Here is a 13,777-nt window from a genome sequence, read left to right as displayed (position 1 = left end):
GGCCGGCGTACTGCGGATTTCACCTTACGTTTATGTCCGACCTGCAAACTAACGAATCCTTTGCCGCACTGTTCGAGGAATCCGTCGCCCGCTCCAATATGAAGGCTGGCGAAGTGATCTCCGCTGAAGTCGTGCGCATCGACCACAATTTCGTGGTCGTCAATGCCGGCCTCAAGTCCGAGGCATTCGTGCCGGTGGAGGAGTTCCTGAACGACCAGGGCGAACTCGAAGTGCAGGCCGGCGACTACGTCTCCGTGGCCATCGACGCACTCGAGAACGGCTATGGCGACACCATCCTGTCCCGCGACAAGGCCAAGCGCCTGGCATCGTGGCTGAACCTCGAGAAGGCGCTGGAAGACGGCGAAATCATCTCGGGTACCGTGACCGGCAAGGTCAAGGGCGGCCTGACGGTGATGGTCAACGGCATCCGCGCGTTCCTGCCGGGTTCGCTGGTTGACGTGCGCCCGATCAAGGACACCACCCCGTACGAAGGCAAGACCCTGGAATTCAAGGTCATCAAGCTGGACCGCAAGCGCAACAACGTTGTGCTGTCGCGCCGTGCCGTGGTCGAAGCCACGCTGGGCGAAGAGCGCCAGAAGCTGATGGAAACCCTGAAGGAAGGCGCCATCGTCAACGGTATCGTCAAGAACATCACCGACTACGGCGCGTTCGTGGACCTGGGTGGCATCGACGGCCTGCTGCACATCACCGACCTGGCCTGGCGTCGCGTGCGTCATCCGAGCGAAGTGCTGTCGGTTGGCCAGGAAATCACCGCCAAGATCCTCAAGTTCGACCAGGAAAAGAACCGCGTCTCGCTGGGCGTGAAGCAGCTGGGCGAAGATCCGTGGGTCGGCATCTCGCGCCGCTACCCGCAAGGCACCCGCCTGTTCGGCAAGGTGACCAACCTGACCGACTACGGCGCGTTCGTCGAGATCGAAGCCGGCATCGAAGGCCTGGTGCACGTGTCGGAAATGGACTGGACCAACAAGAACGTTGCGCCGTCCAAGGTTGTCCAGCTGGGCGACGAAGTCGAAGTCATGGTGCTGGATATCGACGAAGACAAGCGTCGTATCAGCCTGGGCATGAAGCAGTGCAAGGCCAATCCGTGGGACGATTTCTCGCGTAACCACAAGAAGGGCGACAAGCTGGCCGGCCAGATCAAGTCGATCACCGACTTCGGCGTGTTCATCGGCCTGCCGGGCGGCATCGACGGCCTGGTGCACCTGTCGGACCTGTCGTGGCAAGAGACTGGCGAAGAAGCCGTTCGCAAGTACAAGAAGGGCGACGAAGTTGAAGCCGTGGTCTTGGGCATCGACGTCGACAAGGAACGCATCTCGCTGGGCATCAAGCAGCTGTCGGGCGATCCGTTCAACAACTTCATCTCGGCCAACGACAAGGGTTCGCTGGTTCAGGGCACCATCAAGACCGTGGACGCCAAGGGCGCCGTGGTCCAGCTGGCTGACGACGTGGAAGGCTACCTGCGTGCATCGGAAATCTCCGCTGACCGCGTGGAAGACGCCCGCAACGTGCTGAAGGAAGGCGAGCAGATCACCGCCCTGGTGGTGAACGTCGACCGCAAGTCGCGCAACATCAACCTGTCGATCAAGGCCAAGGACAGCGCAGAGCAGCAAGAAGCGATGCAAAAGTTCCAGGCTGACACCGGCACGGCTGGCACGACCAACCTCGGCGCCCTGCTGAAGGCCAAGCTCGGCCAGGACAACCAGTAATCGCAGGCCCCCGCGCTTGCGCGTATGCCCATGACCAAGTCGGAGCTCGTCGAAAAACTGGCTGCCCGCTTCCCCCAGCTGTTGCTGCGGGACGCGGACATCTCGGTCAAAACGATACTCGACGCGATGTCCGAGGCGTTGGCCGATGGCCACCGCATCGAGATCCGCGGATTCGGCAGTTTTGGTCTGAACAAGCGTCCGCCTCGCGTGGGGCGCAATCCCAAGTCCGGCGAGCGTGTGCTGGTACCCGAGAAACGGGTGCCGCACTTCAAGGCGGGCAAGGAATTGCGCGAACGGGTTGATCGTAGCCAGCCGGTGCCTGCGGGCGTCAACGGCAACGGCCATTCCGGCGGCACGGCCCAGGCCGCGCCGGGCAAGGCAGGCCAGGGCGCGGCACCCGCCTCGGCGGGTTTGCACGAGAGCGGACTGAATTTCGTCCGCTCCTGAGCGTCCGGGCTTGCCAGCCACTGTGTTGTTTGTAAAAAAGCGCCCCCTTGGGGGCGCTTTTTTTGGCTGGTGCCTTGCCGCCGCAGCTGTAGCAGGTGCTGCATCGTGCGCAGGAGCCGGTCGGCAATCATCGCCCCGTGGCGCGTTAGCACCCCGTTACCGCCACGTTACCGAATACGGGAAGTGATTCCGTTACAATGCCGGGGTCTTTGCCGGGCCTTGCGCCAGTGCGCCTTGTCTGTTGCTTGCCCCGTCCCAATGTCACGCTGACTCGCTGCCTACCTGCATGAAACTGTTCGCCTGGATCGTCCGTATCGTCGTATTCGTGCTGCTGTTCGTGCTGGCGTTGCGCAATACCGCCGAAGCCTCGCTGCAGCTGTTCTTCAATGCCGTCTGGCATGCGCCGCTGATCCTGATCCTGTTCGCCGCCTTTGTGCTGGGCGCGGTGGCGGCACTCGCATCGGTCGCGCCCGGGCTGATGCGCCAGCGCATGGAGGTGGCGAAGCTGCGCCGCGCGGCCGCGCAGGCACCGGCGTCCGCCGCAGCCGCAGCGTCGACGGCGGCGGCCGCATCCGCGCCGCGTGACGGCAAGCCTGTTCCCTATAACGTAGTCGGCCCGAAAGTCTGATCCATGATGTTTGAAACCTGGTGGCTGCTGGCGCTGCCACTTGTCTTTGGCCTTGGCTGGATGGCGGCGCGTTTCGATGTGCGCCAGCTCATCAGCGAACAGGGTGCCTTGCCGCGCTCGTACTTCAAGGGCCTCAATTTCCTGCTCAACGAGCAGCCCGACCAGGCCATCGATGCCTTTATCGAGGTGGCCCGGCTCGACCCGGAAACCACTGAGCTGCACTTTGCGCTGGGAGCGCTGTTCCGCCGCCGCGGCGAGACCGAGCGTGCCATCCGCGTGCACCAGAACCTGGCGACCCGCCCCGACCTGCCCGAGCCAGAGCGCGAGCATGCCTTGTTTGAACTGGGCGAGGACTTCCTGCGCGCCGGCCTGCTGGACCGTGCCGAGGAATCGCTGCGCCGGCTGATGTCGGGCCCCTACGCGGCGTCGGCCAAGCGCGTGCTGCTTGAGCTCTATGAAGTGGAAAAGGAGTGGCAGAAGGCGATCGAGGCCGCGCGCGAGCTGCAGACGCTGGAACAGAAGAGCTACAGCCTGCAGATTGCCCAGTTCTGCTGCGAGCTGGCGCAGGACGCGCTGCAGCGCAAGCGCCCCGAAGATGCGGTGAAGTGGCTGAACCAGGCCGTTGCCGAGAATCCCGCCAACGTGCGCGCCCCGATCCTGCTTGGCGATGTGGCCGCGGCCGCGGGCGACGCCCGCGCGGCGCTTGGCCACTGGCTTGGCATCGAACGGCAGGATGCATCCTTCCTGCCGCTGGTGGCGGACCGCGTGGTCAAGGCCTACGCCAGCCTGCAAGAGGAGGGCGCCGCGCTGGAATGGTTGCGCGGCCTGCTCAAGGGCAAGCTGGCGCCGGAGGTGCTCGATACTGCCTACCAGGCAGAACTGGACGTGAACGGCCCGGCAGCCGCGGCGCGCCTGATGCGCGAACAACTGCGCCGCCAGCCCACGCTGCTGGCGCTCACTAGGTATTTCGAGGCGCAGGCGGCGGTGGCCGCGGCCGGCGCCCCGTCCGCGCAGCCGGCGGGTGCCGATGCCCCGGCCGAGGGCGCCGACGGCAACGACGAGCAAGCGCAGGAAACCACGGCCATCCGTGACCTGCTGCAGCTGCGCACGCGCAACCTCGCGCGCTACACCTGCCGCGAGTGCGGCTTCCGTGCCCGGCTTTTCTATTGGCAATGCCCGGGATGCAACCGCTGGGAAACCTACGCCCCGCGGCGCTCCGAGACGCTCGGCTGACCCCGGGCGGTCCTGTGCAAACAGAATTGAATTAACGCTATGAAAGTCACGATCATCGGCAGCGGCTATGTTGGCCTTGTCACCGGCGCCTGCCTGGCGGAACTTGGCAATGACGTGTTCTGCCTGGACCTGGACGAGCAGAAGATCGCGCTGCTTAACGCAGGCGGCGTGCCCATCTACGAGCCGGGCCTGCAGGAGCTGATCCAGCGCAACCGTGCCGCCGGGCGGCTGACCTTTTCCACCGACGTGGCGGCCAGTGTCGAGCACGCCGACGTGCAGTTCATCGCCGTGGGGACGCCCCCGGACGAAGACGGCTCTGCCGACCTGAAGTACGTGTTGGCGGCGGCGCGCAATATCGGCCGCCATATGACCGGCTTCAAGGTCGTGGTCGACAAGTCCACCGTACCGGTGGGCACCGGCGACCGCGTGGCCGCCGCGATCCGCGAGGAGCTGGCCGCGCGCAGCCTGGAAGACCTGCAATTCTCGGTGGTGTCGAACCCCGAGTTCCTGAAAGAGGGCGCCGCGGTCGAGGACTTCATGCGCCCGGACCGCATCGTGCTGGGCAGCAACGCCGACGCCGCCGGCCGTCACGCGCAGGCCACCATGCGCCAGCTTTACGCGCCGTTCAACCGGCACCACGAGCGCACCTTCTACATGGACGTGCGCTCGGCCGAGTTCACCAAGTACGCGGCCAATTCGATGCTGGCCACGCGGATCTCGTTCATGAACGAGCTGGCCAACCTGGCCGACGAGGTTGGCGCCGATATCGAACTGGTGCGCATGGGCATCGGCTCGGACCCGCGTATCGGCTACAGTTTCCTGTATGCCGGCGCCGGCTATGGCGGCTCGTGCTTTCCCAAGGACGTGCAGGCGCTGATGCGCACTGCGGCCGACCATGGCAAGCCAATGCGGGTGCTGGAGGCGGTGGAATCGGTCAACGGCGCGCAGAAGCGCGTGCTGGGCGACAAGGTCGTGCGCCGCTTCGGCGATGACCTGACCGGCCGCACCTTTGCCGTGTGGGGCCTGGCCTTCAAGCCCAACACCGACGACATGCGCGAGGCGCCGTCGCGGGTGCTGGCGCGCGAACTGGTGTCGCGCGGCGCGTCGCTGCGCATGCACGACCCGGTGTCGATGGCCGAAGCCCGGCGCGTGCTGGATGCCGACCTGGCCGACCTGCCGGGCGGCGCCGCGCGCGTGAGCTTCCACGAGAACCAGATGGATGCGCTGGACGGCGCCGACGCGCTGGTGATCGTGACTGAATGGAAAGTGTTCCGCAGCCCCGACTTCGGCCAGATCAAGCGGCGCCTGAAGACCCCGGTGATCTTCGACGGGCGCAACCTGTATGAGCCCGAGGCTATGGTCGAGACCGGCGTGGAGTACCACGCCATCGGCCGTGCGACCCGGCAGGCCGTGAACGAATGAGGCGCCGGCGGGTCAACGGACTCATCAACCGATAAGCTAACGCGACGGCCGCGGCCGCCGCGATATTGCCAAGGATGTTCATGAACAAGACCGTCATTCCGCAGGAGCAGATCCGGCAGTCCCATATCCTGGTGGTCGGCGACATGATGCTGGACCGCTACTGGTTCGGCGATGTGGAGCGCATCTCGCCGGAAGCGCCAGTGCCGGTGGTGCAGGTCAAGCGCAGCGACGAGCGCCTGGGCGGTGCCGCCAACGTGGCCCGCAATGCCGCGGCGCTGGGCGCACGCGTGGGCATGCTGGGCGTGGTCGGCGACGACGAGCCGGCCCGCACGCTTGAGACGCTGCTGGGCGAGAGCCACGTGCAGCCCTACCTGCACCGCGATCCCAAGCTCAACACCACTATCAAGCTGCGCGTGGTGGCGCACCAGCAGCAGTTGCTGCGCGTGGATTTCGAGAGCGCGCCGGCGCATGAAGTGCTGGCCGCGGTACAGGACCGCTTCCTGGCCCTGATCAACGACTACCAGGTGCTGGTGCTGTCCGATTACGGCAAAGGCGGCCTGACCCACGTCACGCGCATGATCGACGCCAGCCGCGCGGCCGGGCGCAAGGTGCTGATCGACCCCAAAGGCGACGACTACTCGCGCTACCGCGGCGCCACACTGATCACCCCCAACCGGGCCGAGATGCGTGCCGTGGTCGGCGCCTGGAAGACTGAGGCTGACCTGACCATCCGCGCGCAGAACCTGCGCCGCGGGCTGCAGCTCGAGGCGCTGCTGCTGACGCGCTCGGAAGAGGGCATGACGCTCTACACCGAGGCCGAGGTGCTGCACGTCTCCGCCCAGGCGCGCGAGGTCTATGATGTATCGGGTGCGGGCGATACCGTGATCGCCACGCTCGCCACCATGCTGGGCGCCGGCGTGCCGCTCAAGGAAGCCGTGCAGCATGCCAATCGTGCCGGCGCCATCGTGGTGGGCAAGCTTGGCACCGCCGTCGTCTCTTATTCTGAATTGTTTGGCGCCGCCCCGTGAGGCGTGGCGCCCCCATCCTGATCCGACCATGACCATCATCGTCACCGGCGCCGCTGGATTTATCGGCAGCAACCTCGTCAAAGGCCTGAACGACCGCGGCGAAACCAACGTCATCGCTGTCGATAACCTGACCCGTGCCGACAAGTTCCACAACCTGGTCGACTGCGAGATCTCCGACTACCTGGACAAGCAGGACTTCCTCGCGCGCTTTGCCCGCGGCGAGTTCGGCAAGGTGCGGGCGGTATTCCATGAAGGCGCGTGCTCCGACACCATGGAGACCGACGGCCGCTACATGATGGAGAACAACTACCGTTACACGCTGTCGCTGATGGAGAGCTGCCTGGAACAGGGCACGCAGTTCCTGTACGCGTCGTCGGCGGCTACCTACGGTGCTTCGCAGGTGTTCCGCGAAGACCGCGAGTTCGAGCGCCCGCTGAACGTGTACGGCTACTCCAAGTTCCTGTTCGACCAGATCGTGCGGCGCCGGCTGCCGTCCGCGTTGTCGCAGATCGTGGGCTTCCGCTATTTCAACGTGTACGGCCCGCGTGAAACACACAAGGGCCGCATGGCCTCGGTTGCCTTCCACAACTTCAACCAGTTCCGCGCCGACGGCACGGTGAAGCTGTTCGGAGAGTACGGCGGCTATGCTCCCGGCATGCAGAGCCGCGACTTCATCTCGGTCGAGGACGTGGTCAAGGTCAACCTGCACTTCTTTGACCATCCGGACAAGTCCGGCATCTTCAACCTCGGCACCGGCCGCGCACAGCCGTTCAACGACATCGCCGCCACCGTGGTCAACACCCTGCGCGAGGCCGAAGGCAAGCCGCGCCTGTCGCTGGAAGAACTGGTGCAGGAAGGCCTGCTCGAGTACGTCAAGTTCCCCGATGCGCTGCGCGGCAAGTACCAGTGCTTTACGCAGTCGGATGTGTCGAAGCTGCGCAGCGCCGGCTACAGCGAGCCCTTCCTGAGTGTCGAGGAAGGCGTGGCGCGCTACTGCCGCTGGCTGGTCGAACGCGCCGGCTGACAATCGGCGCGCAGCCGGCCGACACGCTTTTGTGCGGCCGGTGTCAACTTTTGTTGCCGCCTGGGCCGCCGCTGCGGCCCGCCTCTATCCTGACCTGACCTCGCCGCCCCGGCGGGGGTGGTACCTCAGACCATCCACAGGAAAGGAGAGCCTTCATGTTCAAGCATTGGGTCCGGCAACTTGGCCGGCGTTTTTCCCTGGTTTCCCTCGCTGCAACCATCTGCCTGTTCGCGGGCGGTGCCGCGCATGCCGCCATCGATGTCAATACGGCGGACGAGGCGGCGCTGACCTCGGTCAAGGGCGTGGGACCCGCCACCGCCCGCAACATCATCGACGAACGCAACAAGCGTGGGCCCTACAAGGACGCCGCTGACCTGTCCGAGCGCGTCAGCGGCATCGGGCCGAAGTCCGTGGCGAAGCTGCAGGACGCTGGCCTTGCCATCGGCGCGAAGGGAACCGCGGCAGCGGCGCCGGCTGCGGCGGCAGCCCCGGCCAAGGCGGGCAAGGCAGCGCCCGCGGCGGCTGCCAAGCCCGCGCGCTAGCAGGCTCAGGGGGCTGGCGCCCGGCTGCCGTGTGGCCGGGCGCGCTCCTTGCTGGTATGGGTTGTGCCAGACCCTTGCCGCTTCGCACGCCCCGTGACGGCGGAGTATCATGCGGACGCCGCGCTGGCAGGATCTGCCGCGCGCGGCTGCCGACAGGCAGCATCTACCCAACAACCAGGCACAATCGCGGCGGCTGCCGACCAGGCGGCCAGTCCGGACCACAGGGAGCAGAACAATATGGCGAATGGCGAGGACGCGGGATTCCTGCCGCAGTGGCGGCTCAAGACCGAAGGCGTGATCGGGCCGGATGAGCGTCTGCCCGCCGGGCAGACGCTGCTGGCCGGCATCCAGCACGTGGTGGCGATGTTCGGCTCGACCGCCATCGCACCGATCCTGATGGGTTTCAACCCGAACATCGCCATCCTGTTTTCCGGCATCGGCACGCTGATCTTCTTCCTGTGCGTGCGCGGGCGTGTGCCGAGCTATCTTGGCTCCAGCTTCGCCTTCATCGCCGTGGTGATCGCTGCCACCGGCTACGCGGGCAGCGGCCCCAACCTCAACATCCCGGTGGCGCTGGGCGGCATCATCGCGGCCGGCGCGCTGTACACGGTGATCGGCCTGATCGTGCAGGCGGTGGGCTACGCCTGGGTCGAAAAGCTGATGCCGCCGGTGGTGACCGGGGCGATCGTCGCGGCGATCGGGCTGAACCTGGCGCCGGTGGCGGTCAAGGCGGTCAGCGGCGCGGCCCTCGATACCTGGGTGGGCCTGCTGACGGTGGTGGCCGTGGGGCTGGTGGCGGTGCGCGCGCCCGGCATGATCGGGCGCCTGCCGGTGCTGATCGGCGGCCTGGCTGGCTACCTCGCCTACTACCTGGGCACCAACGTGATGGGGCTGGGCAAGCCGATCGACTTCTCGGGCGTGGCAGCGGCCAGCTGGTTCGGGCTGCCGGCGTTCACCGCACCGACCTTCGAGTTCAGCGCCATGCTGCTGATCGCCCCGGTGGCGATTGTGCTGGTGGCGGAGAACCTGGGCCATATCAAGGCCATCGGCGTGATGACCGGGCGCAACCTGGACCCGTATATTGGCCGTGCCTTTATCGGCGACGGCATCGCAACCATGCTGTCGGCCAGCGGCGGCGGCACCGGCGTGACCACTTATGCCGAGAACATGGGCGTGATGGCGGTCACCAAGATCTACTCGACGCTGATCTTCGTGGTCGCGGCCGCGGTGGCCATCCTGCTGGGCTTCTCGCCCAAGTTCGGTGCGCTGATCCTGACCATCCCGGGTCCGGTGATCGGCGGGCTGACCATCGTCGTGTTCGGCCTGATCGCGGCGACGGCGGGCCGGATCTGGGTGCAGAACAAGGTGGACTTCTCCAGCTCGCGCAACCTGATCACGGTTGGCGCCACGCTGACCGTGGCCGCCGGCGACCTGACGCTGAAGCTGGGCGGCATGACGCTGGGCGGCATCGGTACCGCCACCTTCGGCTGCATCCTGCTGTACCACCTGCTGGGCGAAGGCAACCACGAGGAAGGCTGAGCCGCGGCAGGATGGGCTGCAGGCGGGCGGGCGGCAGCGTAATCCCGCCTGCCGGCGAGGGATAGGTGTCTGGATTACAATGGCCGGCGAATTGGAATCCCCCGTTTGCGACCCCTTTCGCGATCCCTCGCCCCATGGCCTACAAGACAATTGAAGACACCATCGGCAATACGCCGCTGGTCAGACTGCAGCGCATCCCCGGTGCCGCCAACGACGCGCGCGGCAATGTGATCCTCGGCAAGCTCGAAGGCAACAACCCGGCCGGTTCGGTCAAGGACCGCCCCGCGGTGTCGATGATCGCCAGGGCCGAGGCGCGCGGGCGCATCAAGCCGGGCGACACCCTGATCGAGGCGACTTCCGGCAATACCGGCATCGCATTGGCCATGGCAGCTGCCATCCGCGGCTACAAGATGGTGCTGATCATGCCCGAGGACCTGAGCCTCGAGCGCCGCCAGAGCATGGCGGCTTACGGTGCCGAGATCATCCTGACCCCGGTCAAGGGCGGCATGGAGTACGCCCGCGACCTGGCGGATTCGATGGAGCGCGACGGCAAGGGCGTGATCCTCGACCAGTTCGCCAACCCGGACAACCCGCAGGCCCACTATGAGGGCACCGGGCCGGAGATCTGGCGCGATACCGACGGCCGCATCACCCACTTCGTTTCGGCGATGGGCACCACCGGCACCATTACCGGCGTGTCGCGCTACCTGAAGGAACAGAACCCGGCGATCCAGATTGTCGGCGCGCAGCCGGCCGAAGGCTCGCGCATCCCGGGCATCCGCAAGTGGCCAGAGGCGTACCTGCCCAAGATCTACGATGCCAAATACATCGACCGCACCGAGCCGGTGAGCCAGGGCGATGCCGAGCACATGGCGCGGCGCATGGCGTCCGAAGAGGGCATCTTCTGCGGCATTTCGGCGGCGGGCGCGCTCTGCGTGGCGCTGCGCATTGCCGAGGAAGTGGAGAACGCCACCATCGTCTTCGTGGTGTGCGACCGCGGCGACCGCTATCTGTCGACCGGCGTGTTCCCGGCGTAACCTGAACCGGTGCCAACAAGAAAGGCCTCGCAAAATGCGAGGCCTTCTTGCTTTGGCGGGCAGCTGGCGTCAGCCCATTGCCGCCTTGACTGCCTCGCCCAGCTGGTACACCGCCAGCGCATAGAAGAAGCTGCGGTTGTAGCGCGTCAGCACATAGAAGTTGCGCAGGCCGAGCAGGTACTCGGTCGGCTGGTCGGGGGTGGGCAAGTCCACCACCAGCACGCCGGTCTCGCCTTCGCGCGCGGGGTCGATCGGCTCGTCCACGCGCAGGCCGGCGCGGGTCAGCTGATTGAGCGTGCGCGTGGGCCAGGGCTCGCCGTCGGCCGCCGCCGTGGCGACGCCCAGGCTGCCGGCGTCGCCGGCAATGCGCCACACCACCGGGCGGCCCGGCTCCCAGCCGTGCAGCTGCAGGAAGCGCGCCACACTGCCGATGGCATCGGTAGGGCTGTTGCGCAGGTCGATGCGGCCGTTGTTGTCGTAGTCGATGGCGTACTCGCGCAGGCTGGTCGGCATGAACTGCGGGATGCCGATCGCGCCCGCGAAGGAGCCCAGCACCGAGTACACGTCGGTGCGGGTGTCGCGGCACCACAGCAGGTAGTCGGCCAGCTGGTTGCGGAACAGCGTGCTGCGGGCTTCGCGGTTGGGCGTGTCCGGGTAGTCAAAGGCGAGCGTGGACAGCGAATCGAGCACGCGGAAGGTGCCCATGTCGCGGCCATAGATGGTTTCCACGCCGATGATGCCGACGATGACCGAGGCCGGCACGCCGAACTCGGCTTCGGCGCGGCGCAGCGAGTCGCGGTTGTCTTGCCAGAAGCGCACGCCCGCGTTGATGCGGATCGGCTCGATAAAGCGCGAGCGGTAGGTGCGCCAGCTTTTGCGGCCGGTGGTGGCGGGCGGCATGATCAGGCGCACCACGGTGGCGGAATAGACCGCCTGGCTAAACCACTCCTGCAGCATCCCGCGGTCAAGGTGGTGGCGGGCCACCATCTCGTCGATAAACGCGCGGGTCTGCGGATTGTCGCGGTAGCGGCCGGGTTCGATCTCTTCCTCGCGCATGCTGACGCGGCGCTTGCCCGCGGCGAGCAGGCTGGGAGAGAGGCCGCAGAGTCCGAGTGCGGCAGCGGAAAGCGCGGCGCCCAGCAGGGGGCGTCGCAGTGAGCGCTGGGTGTCGGTCATGGTGTCCTTTGCAAGTCGCACCGAGTATAGCGGATGCCACTGCGGCTACTACGGGCAAGCCGTCACGACATGGCGCGCCGGCGCCGCTGGGTGGCATGGGCTGGCGTGTGCTAACGTAGCGATTGGAGACAACATTGCGACGATAAGAGATGCCGACAGGCTATTACACGCACCCCGAGTTCCAGCGGCACGAGATGGGGCATTTCCATCCGGAGTGCCCGGAACGCCTGCAGGCGATCGAGGATCACCTGATTTCGCACGGCCTGGACGGGCTGCTGGAGCGCCGCGAAGCCCCGCCCGCCACGCGCGAGCAGCTTGAGCGCGTGCACCGTCCCGACTATGTCGATTCGCTCGAGCGTGCCAGCCCGGCCAGCGGCTATCACGCGATCGATCCGGATACCTCGATGAACTCGCACACGCTTGCCGCCGCCACGCTGGCCGCGGGCGCGGCGGTGGCGGCCACCGATGCGGTGATCGCGGGCGAGTTCGAGAACGCGTTCTGCTGCGTGCGCCCGCCCGGTCACCACGCCGAGCCCGACCGCGCCATGGGCTTCTGCTTCTACAACAACGTTGCCATTGCCGCGCGCCACGCGCTGCGGGCACACGGTCTGGAGCGCGTGGCGATCATCGATTTCGACGTGCACCACGGCAACGGCACCGAAGCGGCGTTCCGCGGCGACGAGCAGGTGATGATGTGCAGCATTTTCCAGCACCCGTTCTATCCATACAGCGGCACCGAGCATCTTGCGCCCAATATGGTCAACATCCCGCTGCCGGCCTATACCAACGGCATGGCCGTGCGCGAAGTGGTCGAGACCATCTGGCTGCCGCGGCTCAATGAATTCCGCCCGCAGATGCTGTTTGTCTCCGCCGGCTTTGACGCGCACCGCGAGGACGACCTGGGCCAGATGGGCCTGGTGGAGCAGGACTACGCCTGGATCACCGGCCAGCTCGTGGATGTTGCGCGCGCCCATGCGCAGGGCCGCATCGTCAGCTGCCTGGAGGGGGGCTACAACCTGAGCGCGCTGGGCCGCAGCGTGCTGGCGCACCTGAAGGTGCTGCTGGAACGATAGGAGAGCATGGCCATGGCCGAGAACGATGCACGTGTGGACGCACCGCTGCTGACCGAATCGCGCGACGCCGCGGGCGTGGTGCGACTGACCATGAATCGGCCGCAGGCGTTCAATGCCCTGTCAGAAGGGCTGCTCGACGCGCTGACCGAAGCCCTCGGCCGGCTGGCGTCGGACCACACCGTGCGCGTGGTGGTGCTGGCCGGCGCCGGCAAGGCCTTCTGCGCCGGGCACGACCTGCGCGAGATGCGGGCCTCGCCGTCGCACGACTACTACCGGCGCCTGTTCGACCGCTGCACGCGCATGATGATGGCGATCCAGAAGATGCCGCAACCGGTGCTTGCGCGCGTGCAGGGCATCGCCACGGCGGCGGGTTGCCAGCTGGTGGCCATGTGCGACCTTGCGGTGGCCGCCGACGATGCGCGCTTTGCGGTGTCCGGCGTCAACCTGGGCCTGTTCTGCTCGACGCCCGGGGTGGCGTTGTCGCGCAACCTGCACCGCAAGCAGGCAATGGAGATGCTGCTGACCGGCGACATGATCGACGCCGAAACCGCCCGTGAACGCGGGCTGGTGAACCGGGTGGTGCCCGCTGGCCAGCTGGACGAAGAGGTGGCCCGCCTGGCCGCCAGCATCTGCGCCAAGCCGGCCGCCGCGGTGGCCGCCGGCAAGGGCCTGTTCTACCGCCAGCTGGAAATGGGCATCGAGGCCGCCTACCAGCTCGCTGGCCAGACCATGGCCTGCAACATGATGGACGAGTCGGCGCTGGAGGGGGTGCAGGCCTTCATTGACAAGCGCTCGCCGTCCTGGCGTGGCTCATAATCGACTTTTTCGCTTCTTATATGCCGGGAACGTATAAAGACATCGGCAAAAAGTCGTTTATGGTATGAAGCGAATCGCATAAAAT

General features: G+C 66.4%; 13 protein-coding genes. 12 read left to right on the top strand and 1 reads right to left on the bottom strand.

Features of this window, described 5'->3' with window-relative positions; translation table 11 throughout:
• The first annotated feature begins 32 nt into the window (after positions 1 to 32).
• The 10 genes from rpsA to cysM all read left to right on the top strand — a co-directional run bounded on the left by rpsA (position 33) and on the right by cysM (position 10,627).
• Positions 33 to 1,727, top strand: a complete 1,695-nt coding sequence (rpsA, locus tag A3A5_RS0120715) for a 30S ribosomal protein S1 (protein ID WP_018312437.1) — start codon at positions 33 to 35, stop codon at positions 1,725 to 1,727.
• A 30-nt stretch (positions 1,728 to 1,757) separates the two neighbouring features.
• A complete protein-coding gene (locus A3A5_RS0120710) occupies positions 1,758 to 2,174 on the top strand; it encodes an integration host factor subunit beta (protein WP_026200959.1) in 417 nt (138 codons plus the stop codon).
• Between the two features lie 286 nt (positions 2,175 to 2,460).
• The gene (locus A3A5_RS0120705; RefSeq protein ID WP_018312435.1) at positions 2,461 to 2,802 is read left to right on the top strand and encodes a lipopolysaccharide assembly LapA domain-containing protein; all 342 of its coding nucleotides are present in this window, start codon (positions 2,461 to 2,463) and stop codon (positions 2,800 to 2,802) included.
• Positions 2,803 to 2,805: 3 nt separating this feature from the next.
• Positions 2,806 to 4,035, top strand: coding sequence for a lipopolysaccharide assembly protein LapB (gene lapB, locus A3A5_RS0120700; protein ID WP_026200958.1), 1,230 nt, complete (start codon positions 2,806 to 2,808; stop codon positions 4,033 to 4,035).
• 39 nt (positions 4,036 to 4,074) lie between these two features.
• Complete coding sequence (locus A3A5_RS0120695) at positions 4,075 to 5,457, top strand: UDP-glucose/GDP-mannose dehydrogenase family protein (protein ID WP_018312433.1); 1,383 nt, start codon at positions 4,075 to 4,077, stop codon at positions 5,455 to 5,457.
• Between the two features lie 80 nt (positions 5,458 to 5,537).
• Positions 5,538 to 6,485, top strand: a complete 948-nt coding sequence (rfaE1, locus tag A3A5_RS39060) for a D-glycero-beta-D-manno-heptose-7-phosphate kinase (RefSeq protein ID WP_081623962.1) — start codon at positions 5,538 to 5,540, stop codon at positions 6,483 to 6,485.
• Between the two features lie 28 nt (positions 6,486 to 6,513).
• A complete protein-coding gene (rfaD, locus tag A3A5_RS0120685) occupies positions 6,514 to 7,509 on the top strand; it encodes an ADP-glyceromanno-heptose 6-epimerase (RefSeq protein WP_018312431.1) in 996 nt (331 codons plus the stop codon).
• A gap of 155 nt (positions 7,510 to 7,664) precedes the next feature.
• On the top strand, positions 7,665 to 8,051 hold the full coding sequence (locus A3A5_RS0120680) for a helix-hairpin-helix domain-containing protein (protein WP_018312430.1): 387 nt from the start codon (positions 7,665 to 7,667) through the stop codon (positions 8,049 to 8,051).
• A gap of 237 nt (positions 8,052 to 8,288) precedes the next feature.
• Positions 8,289 to 9,590, top strand: coding sequence for a solute carrier family 23 protein (locus A3A5_RS0120675; protein WP_013955857.1), 1,302 nt, complete (start codon positions 8,289 to 8,291; stop codon positions 9,588 to 9,590).
• A 134-nt stretch (positions 9,591 to 9,724) separates the two neighbouring features.
• Positions 9,725 to 10,627, top strand: a complete 903-nt coding sequence (gene cysM / locus A3A5_RS0120670; RefSeq protein WP_018312429.1) for a cysteine synthase CysM — start codon at positions 9,725 to 9,727, stop codon at positions 10,625 to 10,627.
• 69 nt (positions 10,628 to 10,696) lie between these two features.
• Here the strand turns inward: cysM and mltB are convergent, their stop codons facing one another.
• Complete coding sequence (mltB, locus tag A3A5_RS0120665) at positions 10,697 to 11,803, bottom strand: lytic murein transglycosylase B (RefSeq protein WP_018312428.1); 1,107 nt, start codon at positions 11,801 to 11,803, stop codon at positions 10,697 to 10,699.
• Positions 11,804 to 11,952: 149 nt separating this feature from the next.
• On the opposite strand from mltB, the gene A3A5_RS0120660 reads away from it, so the two are divergent.
• Together A3A5_RS0120660 and A3A5_RS0120655 are read left to right on the top strand one after the other, a co-directional pair.
• Positions 11,953 to 12,876: a histone deacetylase family protein gene (locus A3A5_RS0120660; protein ID WP_018312427.1), complete on the top strand. Its 924-nt coding sequence runs from the start codon at positions 11,953 to 11,955 to the stop codon at positions 12,874 to 12,876.
• 12 nt (positions 12,877 to 12,888) lie between these two features.
• Complete coding sequence (locus tag A3A5_RS0120655) at positions 12,889 to 13,692, top strand: enoyl-CoA hydratase (RefSeq protein ID WP_026200957.1); 804 nt, start codon at positions 12,889 to 12,891, stop codon at positions 13,690 to 13,692.
• Positions 13,693 to 13,777: the final 85 nt, after the last annotated feature.

It is taken from the genome of Cupriavidus sp. UYPR2.512, from assembly GCF_000379565.1.
In the GTDB taxonomy this organism is placed as follows: domain Bacteria; phylum Pseudomonadota; class Gammaproteobacteria; order Burkholderiales; family Burkholderiaceae; genus Cupriavidus.
Note: the sequence above shows the minus strand (reverse complement) of the source record. Positions and strands in the feature narration are given on the sequence as shown.

What these genes read in the sequence shown, in the direction of transcription:
- rpsA (WP_018312437.1), top strand. Translation starts at nt 33, where the DNA reads ATGTCCGACCTGCAAACTAACGAATCCTTTGCCGCACTGTTCGAGGAA.
- A3A5_RS0120710 (WP_026200959.1), top strand. Translation starts at nt 1,758, where the DNA reads ATGACCAAGTCGGAGCTCGTCGAAAAACTGGCTGCCCGCTTCCCCCAG.
- A3A5_RS0120705 (WP_018312435.1), top strand. Translation starts at nt 2,461, where the DNA reads ATGAAACTGTTCGCCTGGATCGTCCGTATCGTCGTATTCGTGCTGCTG.
- lapB (WP_026200958.1), top strand. Translation starts at nt 2,806, where the DNA reads ATGATGTTTGAAACCTGGTGGCTGCTGGCGCTGCCACTTGTCTTTGGC.
- A3A5_RS0120695 (WP_018312433.1), top strand. Translation starts at nt 4,075, where the DNA reads ATGAAAGTCACGATCATCGGCAGCGGCTATGTTGGCCTTGTCACCGGC.
- rfaE1 (WP_081623962.1), top strand. Translation starts at nt 5,538, where the DNA reads ATGAACAAGACCGTCATTCCGCAGGAGCAGATCCGGCAGTCCCATATC.
- rfaD (WP_018312431.1), top strand. Translation starts at nt 6,514, where the DNA reads ATGACCATCATCGTCACCGGCGCCGCTGGATTTATCGGCAGCAACCTC.
- A3A5_RS0120680 (WP_018312430.1), top strand. Translation starts at nt 7,665, where the DNA reads ATGTTCAAGCATTGGGTCCGGCAACTTGGCCGGCGTTTTTCCCTGGTT.
- A3A5_RS0120675 (WP_013955857.1), top strand. Translation starts at nt 8,289, where the DNA reads ATGGCGAATGGCGAGGACGCGGGATTCCTGCCGCAGTGGCGGCTCAAG.
- cysM (WP_018312429.1), top strand. Translation starts at nt 9,725, where the DNA reads ATGGCCTACAAGACAATTGAAGACACCATCGGCAATACGCCGCTGGTC.
- mltB (WP_018312428.1), bottom strand. Translation starts at nt 11,803, where the DNA reads ATGACCGACACCCAGCGCTCACTGCGACGCCCCCTGCTGGGCGCCGCG.
- A3A5_RS0120660 (WP_018312427.1), top strand. Translation starts at nt 11,953, where the DNA reads ATGCCGACAGGCTATTACACGCACCCCGAGTTCCAGCGGCACGAGATG.
- A3A5_RS0120655 (WP_026200957.1), top strand. Translation starts at nt 12,889, where the DNA reads ATGGCCGAGAACGATGCACGTGTGGACGCACCGCTGCTGACCGAATCG.